Here is a 16,308-nt window from a genome sequence, read left to right as displayed (position 1 = left end):
GGGATTTCAGACGCCGGGCGGCGGCGATCCACGCAGCAGATCGCGGGCCTTTTCCAGATCCCAGCCGAGCGGCCGGTCGTCGGCATAGGTTGGCACGGTAGCGCGGATATGGCGGTAGAGCGCATCCGTGCCGTGGGCTCGCGGCGCGACGCTGGCCTTGAAATCCTGCGCCTGTGCGGCCGCGGCAAATTCAATGCCCAGAATTTGCTCGGCATTGTCGATGACCGCCAGCAACTTGTTGGCCGCTGCCGTCGGATGTCCAAGGAAATCCTCTTGCAGCGCCGACGTGATGCCGCCATCGAGGCTGGCCGGTGCGCCGAGACGCCGGTTTTCAGCGGCAAGGGCCGCCGCTGTGTATTGCGCGATCATGAAACCGGACCCTGCACCGGGATCGACAGCCAGGAATGCCGGCAGACCACTGACCAGCGGATTGACCAGCCGGTCGATCCGACGCTCGCTCATCGCCGAAATCTGGGCAATGGAGATGGCAAGGCTATCGAGCGCCTGTCCGAGAGCGGGCGCAACGGCATGCGCCTCAGACGAGACGACGGGTACGTCCGGCGTGCCGGATACGGCCGGATTATCGGTCACGGAAGCCAATTCCTGATCGACGATCGCGCCGGCGAATTCGAAAACATCCCAGCCCGCGCCATGCGCATGGGGAACGGAGCGAAGACTGAGCGCGTCCTGTGTGCGTGCTCCCCTGGCCGCCTCTATGAGACCGCTGCCAGCGAGGCGCTCGCGCAATGTTTTGCCGACCGTTTCGATCCCCTTCGACTTGCGAAGCGCAAGCACCGGCGCATCGAAGGCCGTCATCTGCCCGCCAAGCGCTTCGATGGTCAGCGCCGCGATGGCATCGGCCCATTGCAAAAACCGTTCGGCCCGCGCCAATGCCACCGATCCAAGCCCGGTAGAGCATGCCGTCCCGTTGACGAGGCTGAGGCCTTCCTTGGCCTGCAGCACCAGCGGTTCGATACCGAGCGATTTCAAAGCTTCCGCGCCGATGACGGGCTTTCCCTTCAGCCGCGCCCTGCCCTCGCCGATCAGCACCAGCGCAATATGGGCATTGTGGGTCAGATATCCGGCAGAACCTTTTGATGGCACATCGGGAATGCAGTCTTCGCGCAGGAACGCCTGCAACGCCTCGACAATCGCCAACCGCACGCCGGAATGACCATGCGAGAAATTGGCGATCTGCGCCGCGATGATGGCCCGGACTTCACGCGCCTCCAGCAGCGGACCGACGCCGCAGGCGTGGCTAAGGATGATATTGCGCGACAGGCGGCTCTGCGACGGACGATCGACCACCGTATCGGCCAGTGCGCCGACGCCAGTGTTGACGCCATAGGCCCGCACGCCGCTTTCGACGATCGCTGCAACGATACGGCTGGCCGTCTCGATCCGTTGAGACGCTTCAGCGGACAACGAAAGTTTGGCACCTTTGGCAACTCCAGCCACGGCGCGCCAGTCAAGCACCGTCTCCAGCACGATATCCTGCACGCTCAGCCTCCGAAATTGCCGATGAACTGGCGGAAGCTCGGCGAGCCGCCCTGGCCGAACAGCTCTTCCGGTGAACCATCGCTGTCGATCTCGCCGGATTTCATGAAGATCACCCGGTTGGAGACATTGCGGGCAAAGCTCATCTCGTGGGTAACGACCAGCATGGTCATGCCCTCTTCGGCAAGCGCGCGCATGACGCGCAGCACTTCGCCGACAAGCTCCGGATCGAGCGCGGACGTCGGCTCGTCGAACAGCATCACCTTCGGCTTCATTGCCAGAGAGCGGGCGATCGCCGCGCGTTGCTGCTGACCACCGGACAGGTGTGCCGGATAGGCATGGCGTTTTTCGGCGATGCCGACTTTTTCCAGCAGCGCTTCAGCTTCGGCGATGCATTCAGCACGTGGGCGCTTGAGCACATGCACGGGGCCCTCGATAATGTTTTCGAGGATCGTCATGTGGGACCAGAGATTGAAGGACTGGAACACCATGCCGAGTTCCGAGCGGATGCGATCCACCTGACGGCGGTTGGCAGGAACGTTCCGGCCACCGCGTTCCACCATCTGGATCAGCTCGCCATCGACGGAAATCTCGCCATGGTCGGCGATTTCCAGAAGGTTGATACAGCGCAGGAATGTCGATTTGCCCGAACCGCTGGCGCCCAGCAGCGAAATGACGTCGCCGTCGCGCGCCTCGAGCGAGATGCCGCGCAGCACCTCATGCGTACCGAAACTCTTGCGGATATTGCGGACGGAAAGCCGGGTCGTGCCTGCCATGGTCGTTCCAGTCTGGTTGAGGATCGTCGGGTTCATCGCTGCGGCACCGGAAACAGGGGCGCTGCACGGCGGTGCGGGGTCAGCTTGTATTCCAGCAGGGACATGGCCTGCAGGATCAGGAAATTCAAAAGCAGGTAGATGATGGCGGCGCACAGGAAAACTTCCATCGTGCGGTAGGTCTGCGAAATCAGCCGCTGGGCGACCCCGGTCACTTCCCAGACCGTCACCAGACTGGCCAGTGCGGTCGATTTCACCATCATCACCACTTCGGTCGAATAGGCCGGAAGCGCATGGCGAAAGGCGATCGGCGCCAGGATGCGCCGCGTCAGGAGAAAGCCGGACATGCCGACGGAACGGGCCGCCTCGATCTCCTTGGCCGGAATGGCGCGCAGGCCGAAGCGGAAGATTTCAGCCGTGTAGCCGGCCGTGCACAGCGCCAGCGCCAGCACCGCGCAGACAAAGGGTTCGCGCAGCGCCGGCCAGAGGAAACTGTAGCGGATGAAACCGAACTGCCCGAGGCCGTAGAAGATCAGGAACATCTGGATCAGCAACGGCGAGCCGCGGAAGATGAAAATATAGCCCTTGGCGAAATTACGGGCGACGGCATTGCCGCTCACCCGCATCCAGACGATGACGAGCGCCAGTATTCCGCCAAAGAAGACGGAAAAGGCAAACAGCGCCAGCGTCATCGGCAATGCGGCCAGCAGCGTTTTCATGGTCTCGAACATGAAGGCGATATCCATCGCGCGTCTCCTTGATCAGGCCTGGCCGAGACTGGTCGGCATGCTGCGATTGGCGCGCTTTTCGGCGCTGGTGAAAATGCGGTCCGAGAAGCTGGTGAGGATCAGGTAGAGGCAGCCGCCGACGATGAAGAACAGGAAATGCTGCCGTGTCGATCCGGCGGCGACCTGGCTGGTGCGCATCAGGTCCGCCAGACCGGTTACCGATACGAGGGCCGAATCCTTCAGGCTGAGCTGCCAGACATTGCCGATGCCCGGAATGGCGAACCGGAACACCTGCGGGCCGATGATGCGGCGAAAGCGCAGTCGCCTGTTCATGCCGATCGCCTGCGCCGCTTCCAGCTCACCCTTGGGAATGGCAAGGTAGGCGCCGCGAAAGACTTCGGCCTGATAGGCACCGGAAATGATGCCGACGGCAAGCGCGCCGGCGGCAAAGGACGGAAGGCCGAGAAAGCCCTCATAGCCCATCGCCGTACCGATGGCGGTGACCGCGCTCGATCCGCCGAAATAGACGAGATAGATGATCAGCAGTTCAGGGACACCGCGAAACACCGTTGTATAGGTGCCACCGATCGTCCGCAGTATCCGGCTGCCCGACAGCTTGGCCCAGGCGACCAGCGAGCCGAGAATGGCGCCGATCAAGAGCGCCACGCCGGTGACGCACAGCGTCATCAGGGCAGCGACCAAAAGCAGCCCGCCCCAGCCGGTGGGGCCAAATCCGATCATTTGAAGTAGTGCCATGCCGCAGGCGCCCCGTCGTTTCCGGCCCAGCCGGTTTCCCGATCGTCAAGTGATATGGCAGGCCGCACCGATGAGAAACGGCCCGCCGCAGCAAGTGTGCCCGCCGCAAGCGAAATAGCAAGCGGCGGGCGAATGCGGAATCAGGGGGTAACGTCGGTCTTGAACCACTTCATCGACAGGGTCTTGATCGTACCGTCGTCGAGGGCAGACTGGATGGCCTTGTTGAACATGTCGCGCAGGTCGGTATCGGCCTGGCGGATACCGAGGCCCTCGCCGCTGCCGAAGATCGTGCCGCCGATTTCCGGGCCGGTGAAGGCCATGGTATCGTTGGACTTTTCAAAGGCGGAGATCAGGTAGACGGCATCGTCAAAGACGAGATCGATGCGGCCGCTTTCGAGATCCAGGTCGCGCTCGGCGCCGGTCTTGTATTCGCGCACCGTGGCAACATCGCCGAAATTGTCATAGATGAACTTGGAATAGACGGTCGCAGCCTGGATGCCGATGGTCTTTCCGGCAAAGGCTGCCTTCATCGCCTCGACATCCTTGACGCCCGTCGCGCCCGGATCGAGCTTGACGACAGTGCCGGTGCCAGCGGCATTGGCCAGCGGGCTATCCTTGAGCGTCGCGAAAGCCGCGTGCGTATGGGCGTAGGGAATGGTGAAATCGATGATCTTCTTGCGCTCTTCGGTGATCGACAGCGCATCCATGATCACATCGAACTTGCCGGCATTGAGCGCCGGGATCATGCCATCCCAATCGGAAGCGACCAGCGTGCACTCGACCTTCATATGATCGCAGAGATACTTGGCGAGTTCCGGCTCGAAACCACCCAGCGTGCCGTCCGGATTGGTGATGTTCCATGGCGCATAAGCACCTTCGAGCGTGATCGTGACGGTCTTCCAGTCCTTGGCCTGAGCCTGCGGAGCCGCAAGCGTTGCAAGCACGACGGCGCCCGCCGTCAAAAATTGAGACAGATTCATTCCATTTCTCCTCTGAGAATTTACCTTCGACAACGCCCGCCGATCTTGCGCCGGCTCTACCAATTCCATGATGGATGACAAGGCCTCAAAAATGATCCTGTGCGCCCATGTTGTATATGGTACCATATGCGAATTTTTATGGTATGCAAGTGGTCGGCCGTATTTGGATGCAAATTTAATTTCGCCCAAGGAATAAGCATATGAAGCGCAGCACCGAACAAAACGCGATTCTGAAATGGGAAACGGTCGAAGGCGACAACGCGCCGCTTTATGCCGGGGTCAAACAGATGATCCTCGACCGCATCCAGAGCGGCGAGTGGCCCCCGAAACATCGCGTCCCCTCGGAGAACGAACTGGTTGCCGAACTGGGCGTCAGCAAGATGACCGCCAACCGGGCGCTGCGCGAACTCGCAAACGAAGGCGAACTGGTGCGCATCCAGGGCGTCGGCTCCTTCGTTGCCGAACGCAAAGGCTACTCCGAACTCTTCGAAGTCCGCAACATTGCCGAGGAAATCGACGAGCGGGGCCATACGCACCAGGCATCTGTGATCGTTCTGGCGCAGGAGACGGCGGCCCCTGACGTGGCGGATGCACTCGGCCTGCCGATCGGTGCACCGGTATTTCATTCGCTGATCGTGCACAGTGAAAACGGCGTTCCCGTCCAGATAGAGGATCGTTTCGTCAACCCGGAAGCCGCCCCCGGCTATCTCGATCAGGACTTCACAACACTGACGCCGAACGCCTACCTCACCGCCGAAGCCCCCTTGAGCGGCTCCGAACATATCGTCGAGGCAGCCATGCCGCAGCCATGGGAATGCAAGCTGCTGGTGATCCTGCGTACCGAGCCCTGCCTGCTCATCCGGCGGCGCACATGGTCGTCCAAACGCGTCGTCTCCTTTGCCCGGCTCGTCTATCCCGGCAACCGCTATCGGCTCGAATCGCGCAACGGAAAGATGTCCGAGGACTGATCTTTCTGCGAAACACTCGTCATGTTGTATATGGAACTTAAATCGTGAATATAATCAGCCGTTTCGAGCGGCAGACACCGGCCAGAACTGCAGGGCCATGTCGATGACGCGATAAAGCGCCGCGCGATCCGCGCCGGACGCCGCCTGAATGGCCGTTCCCTGCGAGATGGTCATGACATATCGGGCGAGATCGTAGGGCTCCTGCCCCGCAGGCAGGTCGCCCTCCTGTGCGGCACGCTCGAACCGCCGGCCGAGATCCCGCTCGCCGCGATGGCGGTTTTCAATCAGACATTTCTGGATTTCGGCCGCCGCTTCGCTGCAGGCAAGCGCACCATTGATTCCCATGCAGCCGCTGGGACCGGTTTCAGCCGTCTGGGAATCAGCAAAGCCCCTGAGAATCTTCTCGGCGACATCGCGAGCCTTCGGCTCCTTGAGCGCTTCATGAAAGAAGTTCATCTTGGTGCGCTCGTAACGCTCCAGCGCTTTCAGAAAGAGACCTTCCTTATTGCCGAAGACGCCGTAGAGGCTTGGCTTGGTGATGCCCATTCCTTCGGTCAGGTCAGTGAGAGACGTGCCTTCATAGCCCTTTCGCCAGAACAGCTCCATGGCCGTCTCAAGGGCATCATCGACATCGAACTCTCTTGGCCGTCCCATGGGGTGGGCCCTCCCGAATTTTTTTATACCGATCGGTACATAATTCGATTGACAGCGATCGGCTGGTGAACCTATTTCTATACCGAACGGTATTGAACGTCAATGCAACCTTTGCCCAAATCCCTCGCCTCCCACGACGGACTGATGGGCCGCCCTCCTCCCGAGGCATAATTCAGGATAACCGCCATGTCATTCGGAACTTTCAGAACCAGACTTCTCACCACTGGCCTCGTCCTTGCCGTGGCAACCGTCGCGCCGACGATCTTCTTCAGCCTTCAGGGCAGCCCGTCCGGCAGCGGCAACGCGGCCGACGCATCCACCGCAGCCCCTGTTGCTGTTCCCGTTTCCGTCGCGCTCGTCGAGGCGAGATCAGTGACGCAATGGAGCGAATTCTCCGGGCGCCTTGAAGCGATCGATCATGTCGAACTGCGCTCGCGCGTTGCCGGTGCCATTCAGTCGGTCCATTTCCAGGAAGGCGCCATCGTCCAGAAGGGCGATCTGCTCGTCACCATCGACCCGGCCCCCTTCCAGGCCGAAGTCGCCCGCGCGCAGGCAAGCGTTACCGCAGCTGAAGCCCGCGCCTCTCTTGCACGTATTGAGCTGAAGCGCGGCCAGCAGCTGCTGGCCTCCAACGCCGTTTCGCAGAGCGAAGTCGACCAGCGCATGAACGGCCTGGCCAGCGCCGAGGCCGATCTGGAAGCGGCCCGTGCCGTGCTGCAATCGGCAGCGCTCAATCTGGGTTACACCGAAATCCGCGCCCCGATCACCGGCCGCGTCGGCAAGATCGAGATCACCGCCGGCAACCTGATCGCCGCCGGTCCTTCCTCGCCGATCCTCACCAGGCTCGTCTCGCTCAGCCCGATCTATGCCAGCTTCGAAGCCGACGAACGGATCGTCTCCGGTATCCTCGCCGAACTGCCGGAGGGCGAGAACGCCCGCAACTTTATCGACCGCGTTCCTGTCCGCATGGATGTCGCCGGTCAGCCGAACGTCAAGGGCAAGCTTCAGCTGATTGACAACAGCGTCAATCCGGATAGCGGCACGATCCGCGTGCGCGCCGTGTTCGACAACGCCAACGGCGCCTTGATACCGGGGCAGTTTGCACGTCTAAGCATGGGTCAGGCCAAGTCGGAAGACGCCGTGCTCGTCCATGAACGGGCCATCGGCACCGACCAGAACAAGAAATTTGTGATGGTCGTCAAGCCGGACAACACCACCGAATATCGCGAAATATCCGTCGGCATGAAATCCGATGGCCTGCGGGTGGTAACGGCGGGTCTGAAAGCCAATGAACGCATCGTCGTCAATGGCCTGCAGCGCATTCGTCCCGGCGCGCTCGTGGCACCTGAAATGGTCTCCATGAACCCGGCTGCCAATCCGCAGCAGCAGGCATCGATAACCAATTAAGCCTTTCTCCGGCACTTAAGAACAAGGGCGGATCACGCCATGAATATCTCCAGATTCTTCATCGATCGCCCGGTCTTCGCGGGCGTGCTTTCTTTCATCATCTTCCTTGGCGGCCTGATCGCGATGACGATCCTGCCGATCTCGGAATATCCAGACGTGGTGCCGCCGTCCGTCGTTGTGCGAGCCAACTATCCCGGTGCCAACCCGAAGGTGATCGCCGAAACGGTGGCAACGCCGCTGGAGGAGTCGATCAACGGCGTCCAGGACATGCTCTACATGAGCAGCCAGGCAACCACCGACGGCCTGATGACACTGACCGTCACCTTCAAGCTCGGCACGGATCCGGATCAGGCACAGCAGCTCGTCCAGAACCGCGTCAGCCAGGCCGAGCCGCGGCTGCCGGAAGAGGTCCGCCGCCTCGGCATTACCACCATCAAAAGCTCCCCTGACCTGATGATGGTCGTGCACCTGACCTCGCCCCAGGGCCGCTATGACATGACTTATCTGCGCAACTACGCGCTCATCAACGTCAAGGACCGGCTCGCCCGTATCGACGGCGTCGGTCAGGTGCAGCTGTTCGGCTCCGGCGACTATTCGATGCGCATCTGGCTCGATCCGCAGAAAATGGCCCAGCTGGGCCTGTCCGCCTCCGACATCGTCAATGAAATCCGTGCCCAGAACGTCCAGGCGGCAGCCGGCGTCATCGGCTCCTCCCCGAACCAGGAAGGTGTTGACCTGCAGCTTTCGGTGAATGCGCAGGGGCGGTTGCAGAGCGAGGACGAATTCGGCGAGATCATCATCAAGACCAGCCCGACCGGCGCGATCACGCGCCTGCGCGACGTTTCGCGCATCGAGCTTGGTTCGGCCGAATATTCGCTGCGCTCGTTGCTCGACAACAAGCAGGCAGTCGCCATCCCCGTCTTCCAGGCGCCCGGTTCGAACGCGATCGAAATTGCCGATCAGGTCCGCGCCACCATGCAGGAAGTCAAGGCATCCATGCCGCAGGATGTCGATTACGAGATCGTCTATGACACCACGCAGTTCGTGCGCGCCTCGATCGAGGCGGTCATCCACACGCTGCTCGAAGCCATCGCCCTCGTCGTCATCGTCGTCATCATCTTCCTGCAGACATGGCGTGCCTCGATCATTCCGCTGATCGCCGTTCCCGTCTCGATCGTCGGCACGTTCGCCGTGATGCAGATGCTTGGCTTCTCGATCAACGCGCTCAGCCTGTTCGGCCTGGTGCTTGCCATCGGTATCGTCGTCGATGACGCGATCGTGGTCGTGGAAAACGTCGAGCGAAACATCGAGGACGGTCTTCCACCACGCGAGGCAACCTACAAGGCGATGACCGAGGTCTCCGGCCCGATCATTGCAATCGCCCTCGTGCTCGTTGCCGTGTTTGTGCCGCTTGCCTTCATCTCCGGCCTCACCGGCCAGTTCTACAAGCAGTTCGCCCTGACGATCGCCATTTCGACCGTCATCTCCGCCTTCAACTCGCTCACCCTGTCTCCGGCGCTTGCCGCTCTCCTGCTGCGCGGACATGATGCGCCGAAGGATCGCCTGACCCGGGTGATGGACTTCCTGTTCGGCTGGTTCTTCCGCGGTTTCAACGCCGTCTTTTCCCGCGGATCACGCGCCTATAGCAGCGGCGTCAAGGGCGTAATCTCGCGCAAGACCCTGATGATGGGCGTCTATCTCCTCCTCATCGGCGCCACCGTCTTTCTCTTCAAGGCCGTGCCCGGCGGTTTCGTGCCGCCGCAGGATAAGCAATATCTGGTCGGCTTCACACAGCTGCCGGACGGCGCTTCGCTTGACCGCACCGAGGACGTGATCCGCCGCATCAGCGACATCGCGCTCAAGGTTCCCGGCGTCGAAAATGCCATCGCCTTCCCCGGCCTGTCGATCAACGGCTTCACCAACTCGTCCAACGCCGGCATCGTCTTCCTGTCGCTGAAACCTTTCGAGGAACGCACGACGCCGGATCTATCGGCCGGTGCGATCGCCGGACGGCTCAACCAGGAACTCAGCGTCATCCAGGAATCCTTCAGCGCCATCTTCCCGCCACCACCCGTTCAGGGGCTTGGCGCAATCGGCGGCTTCAAGCTGCAGCTGGAAGACAAGGCTGGTCTCGGCTACGAGGCGCTCGACGCCGCCGTCAAGGGCTTCATGGCCAAGGCCTATACGACGCCTGAACTGGTCGGCATGTTCTCCAGCTATCAGGTCAACGTTCCCCAGCTCTATGCCGACGTCGACCGCGCCAAGGCGCGCCAGCTGAATGTTCCGCTGACGGAAATCTTCAACACGCTGCAGATCTATCTCGGCTCGGTCTACGTCAACGACTTCAACAAATTCGGCCGCACCTATTCCGTCCGCGTCCAGGCCGATGCGAACTACCGTGCCCAGGCCGAAGATATCGGCAAGCTGGAAGTCCGCTCGAATTCGGGTGAGATGATCCCGTTGTCGGCCGTGCTCAACGTCACGTCCAGTGCCGGGCCGGAACGGGCGATGCGCTACAACGGCTTCCTCTCGGCCGATATCAATGGCAACACGGCACCCGGCTATTCCTCCGGCCAGGCCCGCGCCGCTGTCGAACGCATCGCTGCTGAAACGCTGCCCGCGGGCGTCACCTTCGAATGGACGGAACTGACCTATCAGGAGATCATCGCCGGCAATACCGGTATCCTGATCTTCCCGCTGTCGATCCTGCTCGTCTTCCTGGTGCTGGCGGCGCAATATGAGAGCCTGTCACTGCCGCTATCGATCATCATGATCATCCCGATGGCGCTTCTGGCAGCATTGGGCGGGGTGTGGCTCACGGGCGGTGACAACAATGTCTTCACCCAGATCGGTCTGATCGTGCTGGTCGGGCTTTCGGCGAAGAATGCCATCCTGATCGTCGAGTTCGCCCGTGAACTCGAATTCGAGGGAGCGACGCCCTTCGAGGCCGTCATCAAGGCCAGCCGCCTTCGCCTGCGCCCGATCCTGATGACCTCGATGGCCTTCATCATGGGTGTGGTACCGCTGGTCATCTCGACCGGCGCCGGCGCCGAAATGCGCCATGCCATGGGTGTCGCGGTGTTCTCCGGCATGATCGGCGTGACACTGTTCGGCCTGTTCCTGACACCGGTCTTCTACGTTCTGGTCCGGGCGCTCACCGGCAACAGGCCGCTGAAGAAAAGCGGTGCTCACGCTGTCGCCCACGAACCGGCCCCTGTAACGCACCTGCACGGGCAGCCGTCCCTGCCCGGACTCGAAGCAGCCGAATAGGCTCAGTCACTTATCCAAGCAATGAAAACGGCGCCCGATCAAAGGGCGCCGTTTTTCTTTCCGGATCAGATCATCGGCCTAAAACTCTTCCCAGTTATCCTGCGCCGTGGCAGCATTTCCGGAGAACGCCCGGATCACCTGTCCGGCCATCCTGCGCGCGGGTGATGCCACCGGCCGGTGATGATGACCGGCATCCACCGCCCGGGGCGATGTGCTCTGTTGTCCAACCCTGAACTGGCCGAGCAGGGCAAACAGCGCTTCCGCCTCGCGGGCCAGGCTGTGGCTGGCGGCGGTGGACTGTTCCACCATCGCGGCGTTCTGCTGCGTGCCCTGATCCATGGCATTCACGGACTGGTTGATCTCCTTCAGCCCCGTTGCCTGCTCCCTGGCACCTTCGACGATGGCGACAACGTTGCTGTTGATCTCCTGGACCTGCTTGACGATCTCCTCCAGCGCCTTGCCGGTTTCGCCGACGAGCGAGACGCCGCTTTTGACCTGCTCGCCGGAGGTGTTGATCAGCGCCTTGATCTCCTTGGCGGCCTTGGCGGAGCGCTGAGCGAGCTCGCGGACCTCCTGCGCGACGACAGCAAAACCCTTGCCGGCGTCGCCGGCCCGTGCCGCTTCCACACCGGCATTCAGGGCAAGAAGATTGGTCTGAAAGGCGATGTCGTCGATGACGCCGATGATGCTGGAAATCTCGCGTGACGAATGCTCGATCTGCCCCATTGCCGTGATGGCATTGCGGACCACCGCGCCGGACCGTTCGGCATTTTCGCGGGTGGCGGCAACCAGCTTGCCGGCATCCTCGGCCCGGCGGCTGGAGTCGGCGACTGTCGTGGTGATTTCTTCCAGTGCAGCGGCCGTTTCCTCGACAGAGGCAGCCTGCTGTTCCGTCCGCTTCGACAGGTCATCCGCAGCCGAGCGGATTTCCGTCGAACCCGCCGCAATGGCCTGCGCGTTGACGCCGACCGACTGCATCGCCGCCCGCAACTTGGCCACCGCATCATTGAAATCGTGCCGGACCTTTTCCATCGTCGGCACGAACGGCTTTTCGAGGCTTTGCGTCAGATCCCCGTCGGACAAGTTTTTCAAGGCGGTAGCGAGCGTGGCGACCGCTCCCATACGCTCAGTCACGTCGGTTGCGAATTTGACGACCTTGAGGACCTTGCCCTTGTCATCGATGATGGGGTTGTAAGCCGCCTGGATCCAGATTTCCTTGCCGCCCTTGCCGAAGCGCAGGAATTCGTTGGCGGTGAACTCGCCGCGCCCGAGCCGCTCCCAGAACTGCCGGTATTCCTCGGTCTGGACATAGGCCGGATCGCAGAACATCCGATGATGCTTGCCCTGGATTTCCGAAAGCTGATAACCCAGAGCACCACAGAAATTTTCGTTGGCGGTCAGGATTTCACCGGCCGGGGTGAATTCGATCACTGCCTGCGAACGCGAAATGGCGTTCAGCTTGCCGGCATCTTCGGTCGCCTTCTGCCGGGCGTCGGTGATATCCGTTGCGAATTTCACCACCTTGTAGGGCTTGCCGCCGCGAAACACCGGATTGTAGGACGCCTCGATCCAGATTTCCCGGCCGCTCTTGGTGATACGCTTGTACTGGCGCTTGTCGAATTCGCCGCGGCCGAGACGCGCCCAGAATTCGCGGTAGTCGGCGCTTGCCGCCTCCGCCGGGTCGACGAAAATCCGGTGGTGCTTACCCTTTATCTCCGAGAGTTCGTAACCCAGCGCGGCGCAGAAATTCGGATTGGCATTCAGGATATTGCCGTTCAGGTCGAACTCGATAATCGCCTGGGATTTATGCATCGCGGCCAGAACAGCTGTCGTATCGCCGCCAAAAAATGAGAAAAGCTTGCTCATGAAACGCCTCCTTCGGCATCTGATCGGGTTTTCCGCGCCATTTTGGGCGCAGCAATGGGCACATGCGTCGGCCTGTCGGAGCCCCGAATGTCGGTGTGTTCTTGTTGTTTTCTCTTGTGGCCGTGAAACCTGACCGCTGCGATCGCCGCCCGCACAGGGACCACCCGCGAGACGATCAGGCTTTCTGAAATTGGACATGCCGGCTCTTCGCCGGCCCGTGCATCCGCATCATGCCCGAGTTGTCACCCGGCTGCACAAATACAACTATTGGTGTTATTGCTAAAGGAACACTTAATGGTTGTGCAATTTTAATAAAACAATATTTTTGAGCTCGAAAACTTCAGAAAATCCAAATTTGACTTAAACTTCTTTAGATTGAAGCGATTCATTCGGGAATATGGAGGATATACCGGTATTGAACTCGAACCATCCGTTTCCGATTCCAGTTTTCATAGCCCCGCACTCTCATAGCCCTCTCCCAAAGTGGAGAAAAATACACCTTATAATTGCTTCTCGATTTCATCAGCTTTTCGATCTGCGCGAAGACGAACCAACAGAGTGATCCGGCAAAGCGCATCCGAACCACCTCCGTCAGGTCGCACCGGTATTCATGGCCACCCCGCTTGCTGGTGTGTCCCCGCCAAGCATCGGCTTCAACCCGACCGGCGACGCCTGGAACCGGCAAGCTGCAAATTTACCTTAAGTAAAGAATTCCTTAATTTTCACCCATAACGGCAGTGACTTTCCGTTCACTTTCGTCCAGATTGTATTCCAACGTCATAACCGAATATTCGAGGCCAACAGGGAGCCGGCGTCATGTCGAATGTGCAGATCGCGGAGCTGGTTTACGGTGCGACAGCCCTGCTCTATCTCGCACTCACCTATATCGAAGGCGAGAAAGGGGGCGACCAGTGGCCGCTCCACCGCGTCGCGGGCCTGGTTTTCTGTCTCTTCTGGCCTCTGCTGACGGTCGTCTTCATCCACAAGTTCGCGACCAGCCCATCCAGGCCGAAATTCGTCTTTGTCGACCATGCTCTTGCCATCCGATCCAAACCCGCAGCTCGATCACCGGACTGAGCAGATCCCTGTCAATTTCCGTCGTGTCAGAATTCGTTAACCGTCACACACCGGCATAGGCAGATGCGGTAACGCGTCGGGGCGGCAAATGAATCCACCCAAGATTGCATGGGCTTAAAGTCGGCCTCTTCCCACCGCAAGGCCGTGCCGGCCGAACGAAACGCGGCAACAACAGGCGCAGTTGCATGCCAGAAGAAAACACCTTTACGCAGATTATTATTTAAACTTTTAGAAAAAATCCGAAATTGCTCTTAAATCAATCTTTACCGTGAGATAAAATTACGGAAATTGTTCAAAAATCCTGATCCAGATTAACACATCGCGGAGGCTTTTGAGGCATTATCCGCCTCGAAGGCAAGTCGGGGATTTTGCTGCATGTGTGGATTTGGCGGTTATTTCGGAGATGGCGTCGCGCCTCATGATGCGCAACCGCTGCTGCATCGTATGGTTGCCACGATTGCCCATCGGGGACCGGATGAGCAGGGCATTTTCGCAGCCCCCTCCGTCGGACTCGGCCACGCGCGCCTGTCGATCGTCGGCCTTGGCGATGGACAGCAGCCAATGACGCATTCCAGCGGCAATTTCACCATCGCCTTCAACGGCGAGATCTTCAATTATGTCGAGCTGAGAGAAACACTCAAATCCCAGGGGCACGTCTTCCGCACCGGAAGCGACACCGAAGTCATCCTGCACCTCTATGAGCGCATGGGTCCGGATTGCGTCTCGCTGCTCAACGGCGATTTCGCCTTTGCGATCTGGGATGCCCCCGAGCAGAGAATGGTCATCGCCCGCGACCGGATGGGCGTGCGTCCGCTGTTCCATACCACCGTCGGCAACACGCTCTACTTCGCCTCCGAGGTCAAGGCACTGCTGCAAGTGCCGGGTGTCCGGGCGGACATGGACCCGCTGGCGCTGGATCAGATCTTCACACTCTGGGCGCCGATCGCTCCTCGCACCGCTTTCCGCGACATCTTCGAGCTGGAACCGGCGCATCTACTCGTCGCCGGGAAAAGCGGCGTGTCGATCAAGCCCTACTGGACGCTGCAATATCCCGATATGGGCGAGCCCGCCGCTTACACCGATGCGCGGACTGCCGCCGAGGAATTGCGCGCCCTCCTGACCGACGCGACACGCATTCGGATGCGCGCCGACGTGCCGGTTGGATCCTACCTTTCCGGCGGCCTCGATTCGTCCATCGTCTCGGCGCTCGCAGCGCCCATGGCGCCGGGTGGTCTCTCGACGTTTTCGGTGACCTTCGGCAGCGAGGAACATGACGAAAGCGCTTTCCAGCTGCAGATGGCCGAGGCTCTCGGCACGCATCACCATGCCGTCGCCTGCGGTGACGGCGATATTGCCGGCTCGTTTCCCGACGTGATCCGTTTTACCGAGCGCCCCATCCTGCGCACCGCGCCGGCGCCGCTTTACCAGCTGTCCGGCCTCGTCCGCCAAAAGGGCCTGAAAGTGGTTCTGACCGGCGAAGGCGCCGACGAGGTCTTCGCCGGCTATGATATCTTCAAGGAGGCCCGCGTCCGCCGTTTCTGCGCACGCCAGCCCGGCTCGCGGATCAGGCCACATCTGTTTCGCAAGCTCTATGCCTATCTGCCCGGCCTGAAACAGCAATCCGCCGAATATCTGGCCGCCTTCTTCGGCGCCGGCGATGCCCCGCTGGATGATCCGCTGTTCTCGCACCGGCCACGCCTGCGCGGCACTGCAGCCGCCAAGCTGTTCTTTTCCGGCGATCTTCGCCAGACGCTGGCGGGATACGACGCCGCCGCCGAACTCGTCTCGCGGCTACCGCAAGACTTCGGCCGCTGGCATCCGCTCCATCAGGCACAATATCTCGAAAGCCGTTTCCTGCTTCCGGGCTATATCCTGTCGAGCCAGGGCGACCGCATGGCTATGGCGCATGGCATCGAAGGCCGCTTCCCGTTCCTCGACCACCGCCTTGTCGAATTTGCAACCCGCCTGCCACCCGAGATGAAACTCAAGGGGCTTGTCGAAAAATACATCCTGCGGGAAGCGACCAAGGATCTTCTGCCGGAATCCATCGGCCGCCGGACCAAACAGCCCTACCGGGCGCCGGACAGCCAATCCTTTGTCGGCAAGAACCAGCGCGATTACGTGCACGACGCTTTCAGCGAAAGCACAATTGCGGAATCCGGCCTTTTCAATCCCAAGGCCGTTTCGAAACTTTACGAGAAATGCAGCGAGAAGCCGGCGTCCGGTTATCGCGACAACGTCGCCTTCGTCGGCATCCTGTCGACGCAGCTCTGGCAAAAGACATTTTCGGCCGCAAAGGCGCTCGGCGCGCAAGCGGCGTGAGCCCAATTCC

The 16,308-nt window shown here is 60.6% G+C and carries 12 protein-coding genes; 5 read left to right on the top strand and 7 right to left on the bottom strand.

Annotated elements, in window-relative coordinates; all coding sequences use genetic code 11:
- Positions 1–6: 6 nt before the first annotated feature.
- From ADU59_RS11165 to ADU59_RS11145, 5 genes are all read right to left on the bottom strand, one after another.
- Positions 7–1,500, bottom strand: a complete 1,494-nt coding sequence (locus ADU59_RS11165) for an HAL/PAL/TAL family ammonia-lyase (RefSeq protein WP_068954205.1) — start codon at positions 1,498–1,500, stop codon at positions 7–9.
- A gap of 2 nt (positions 1,501–1,502) precedes the next feature.
- Positions 1,503–2,273, bottom strand: a complete 771-nt coding sequence (locus tag ADU59_RS11160; protein ID WP_068954528.1) for an ABC transporter ATP-binding protein — start codon at positions 2,271–2,273, stop codon at positions 1,503–1,505.
- Between the two features lie 32 nt (positions 2,274–2,305).
- Complete coding sequence (locus ADU59_RS11155; RefSeq protein WP_068954204.1) at positions 2,306–3,016, bottom strand: ABC transporter permease; 711 nt, start codon at positions 3,014–3,016, stop codon at positions 2,306–2,308.
- A 15-nt stretch (positions 3,017–3,031) separates the two neighbouring features.
- Positions 3,032–3,754, bottom strand: a complete 723-nt coding sequence (locus ADU59_RS11150; protein WP_068954203.1) for an ABC transporter permease — start codon at positions 3,752–3,754, stop codon at positions 3,032–3,034.
- Positions 3,755–3,894: 140 nt separating this feature from the next.
- Positions 3,895–4,734 (bottom strand): transporter substrate-binding domain-containing protein, encoded by an 840-nt coding sequence (locus ADU59_RS11145; protein ID WP_068954202.1) that lies wholly within the window; start codon positions 4,732–4,734, stop codon positions 3,895–3,897.
- 200 nt (positions 4,735–4,934) lie between these two features.
- Between ADU59_RS11145 and hutC the strand changes: the two genes are divergently transcribed.
- On the top strand, positions 4,935–5,702 hold the full coding sequence (gene hutC, locus ADU59_RS11140; RefSeq protein ID WP_068954201.1) for a histidine utilization transcriptional repressor HutC: 768 nt from the start codon (positions 4,935–4,937) through the stop codon (positions 5,700–5,702).
- 54 nt (positions 5,703–5,756) lie between these two features.
- On the opposite strand, the gene ADU59_RS11135 is transcribed toward hutC, so the two are convergent.
- Positions 5,757–6,356 carry a TetR/AcrR family transcriptional regulator gene (locus tag ADU59_RS11135; RefSeq protein WP_068954200.1) on the bottom strand — a complete coding sequence of 200 codons (600 nt, stop codon included), beginning with the start codon at positions 6,354–6,356 and terminating at the stop codon, positions 5,757–5,759.
- A gap of 186 nt (positions 6,357–6,542) precedes the next feature.
- Here ADU59_RS11135 and ADU59_RS11130 point away from each other — a divergent pair, with 186 nt between their 5' ends.
- Together ADU59_RS11130 and ADU59_RS11125 are read left to right on the top strand one after the other, a co-directional pair.
- Complete coding sequence (locus ADU59_RS11130) at positions 6,543–7,763, top strand: efflux RND transporter periplasmic adaptor subunit (RefSeq protein ID WP_068954199.1); 1,221 nt, start codon at positions 6,543–6,545, stop codon at positions 7,761–7,763.
- Between the two features lie 39 nt (positions 7,764–7,802).
- Positions 7,803–11,033, top strand: coding sequence for an efflux RND transporter permease subunit (locus tag ADU59_RS11125; RefSeq protein ID WP_068954198.1), 3,231 nt, complete (start codon positions 7,803–7,805; stop codon positions 11,031–11,033).
- Between the two features lie 78 nt (positions 11,034–11,111).
- Here ADU59_RS11125 and ADU59_RS11120 read toward each other — a convergent pair whose 3' ends face one another.
- On the bottom strand, positions 11,112–12,899 hold the full coding sequence (locus ADU59_RS11120) for a methyl-accepting chemotaxis protein (protein ID WP_068954197.1): 1,788 nt from the start codon (positions 12,897–12,899) through the stop codon (positions 11,112–11,114).
- Positions 12,900–13,715: 816 nt separating this feature from the next.
- Here ADU59_RS11120 and ADU59_RS11115 point away from each other — a divergent pair.
- Positions 13,716–13,976, top strand: coding sequence for a hypothetical protein (locus tag ADU59_RS11115; protein ID WP_068954196.1), 261 nt, complete (start codon positions 13,716–13,718; stop codon positions 13,974–13,976).
- A 375-nt stretch (positions 13,977–14,351) separates the two neighbouring features.
- Positions 14,352–16,298: an asparagine synthase (glutamine-hydrolyzing) gene (asnB, locus tag ADU59_RS11110; protein ID WP_068954195.1), complete on the top strand. Its 1,947-nt coding sequence runs from the start codon at positions 14,352–14,354 to the stop codon at positions 16,296–16,298.
- Positions 16,299–16,308: the final 10 nt, after the last annotated feature.

The organism is Pararhizobium polonicum (assembly GCF_001687365.1).
GTDB classification, from domain to species: Bacteria; Pseudomonadota; Alphaproteobacteria; order Rhizobiales; family Rhizobiaceae; genus Pararhizobium; species Pararhizobium polonicum.
Note: the sequence above shows the minus strand (reverse complement) of the source record. Positions and strands in the feature narration are given on the sequence as shown.

What these genes read in the sequence shown, in the direction of transcription:
- ADU59_RS11115 (WP_068954196.1), top strand. Translation starts at nt 13,716, where the DNA reads ATGTCGAATGTGCAGATCGCGGAGCTGGTTTACGGTGCGACAGCCCTG.
- hutC (WP_068954201.1), top strand. Translation starts at nt 4,935, where the DNA reads ATGAAGCGCAGCACCGAACAAAACGCGATTCTGAAATGGGAAACGGTC.
- ADU59_RS11150 (WP_068954203.1), bottom strand. Translation starts at nt 3,754, where the DNA reads ATGGCACTACTTCAAATGATCGGATTTGGCCCCACCGGCTGGGGCGGG.
- asnB (WP_068954195.1), top strand. Translation starts at nt 14,352, where the DNA reads ATGTGTGGATTTGGCGGTTATTTCGGAGATGGCGTCGCGCCTCATGAT.
- ADU59_RS11120 (WP_068954197.1), bottom strand. Translation starts at nt 12,899, where the DNA reads ATGAGCAAGCTTTTCTCATTTTTTGGCGGCGATACGACAGCTGTTCTG.
- ADU59_RS11130 (WP_068954199.1), top strand. Translation starts at nt 6,543, where the DNA reads ATGTCATTCGGAACTTTCAGAACCAGACTTCTCACCACTGGCCTCGTC.
- ADU59_RS11125 (WP_068954198.1), top strand. Translation starts at nt 7,803, where the DNA reads ATGAATATCTCCAGATTCTTCATCGATCGCCCGGTCTTCGCGGGCGTG.
- ADU59_RS11155 (WP_068954204.1), bottom strand. Translation starts at nt 3,016, where the DNA reads ATGGATATCGCCTTCATGTTCGAGACCATGAAAACGCTGCTGGCCGCA.
- ADU59_RS11145 (WP_068954202.1), bottom strand. Translation starts at nt 4,734, where the DNA reads ATGAATCTGTCTCAATTTTTGACGGCGGGCGCCGTCGTGCTTGCAACG.
- ADU59_RS11160 (WP_068954528.1), bottom strand. Translation starts at nt 2,273, where the DNA reads ATGGCAGGCACGACCCGGCTTTCCGTCCGCAATATCCGCAAGAGTTTC.
- ADU59_RS11135 (WP_068954200.1), bottom strand. Translation starts at nt 6,356, where the DNA reads ATGGGACGGCCAAGAGAGTTCGATGTCGATGATGCCCTTGAGACGGCC.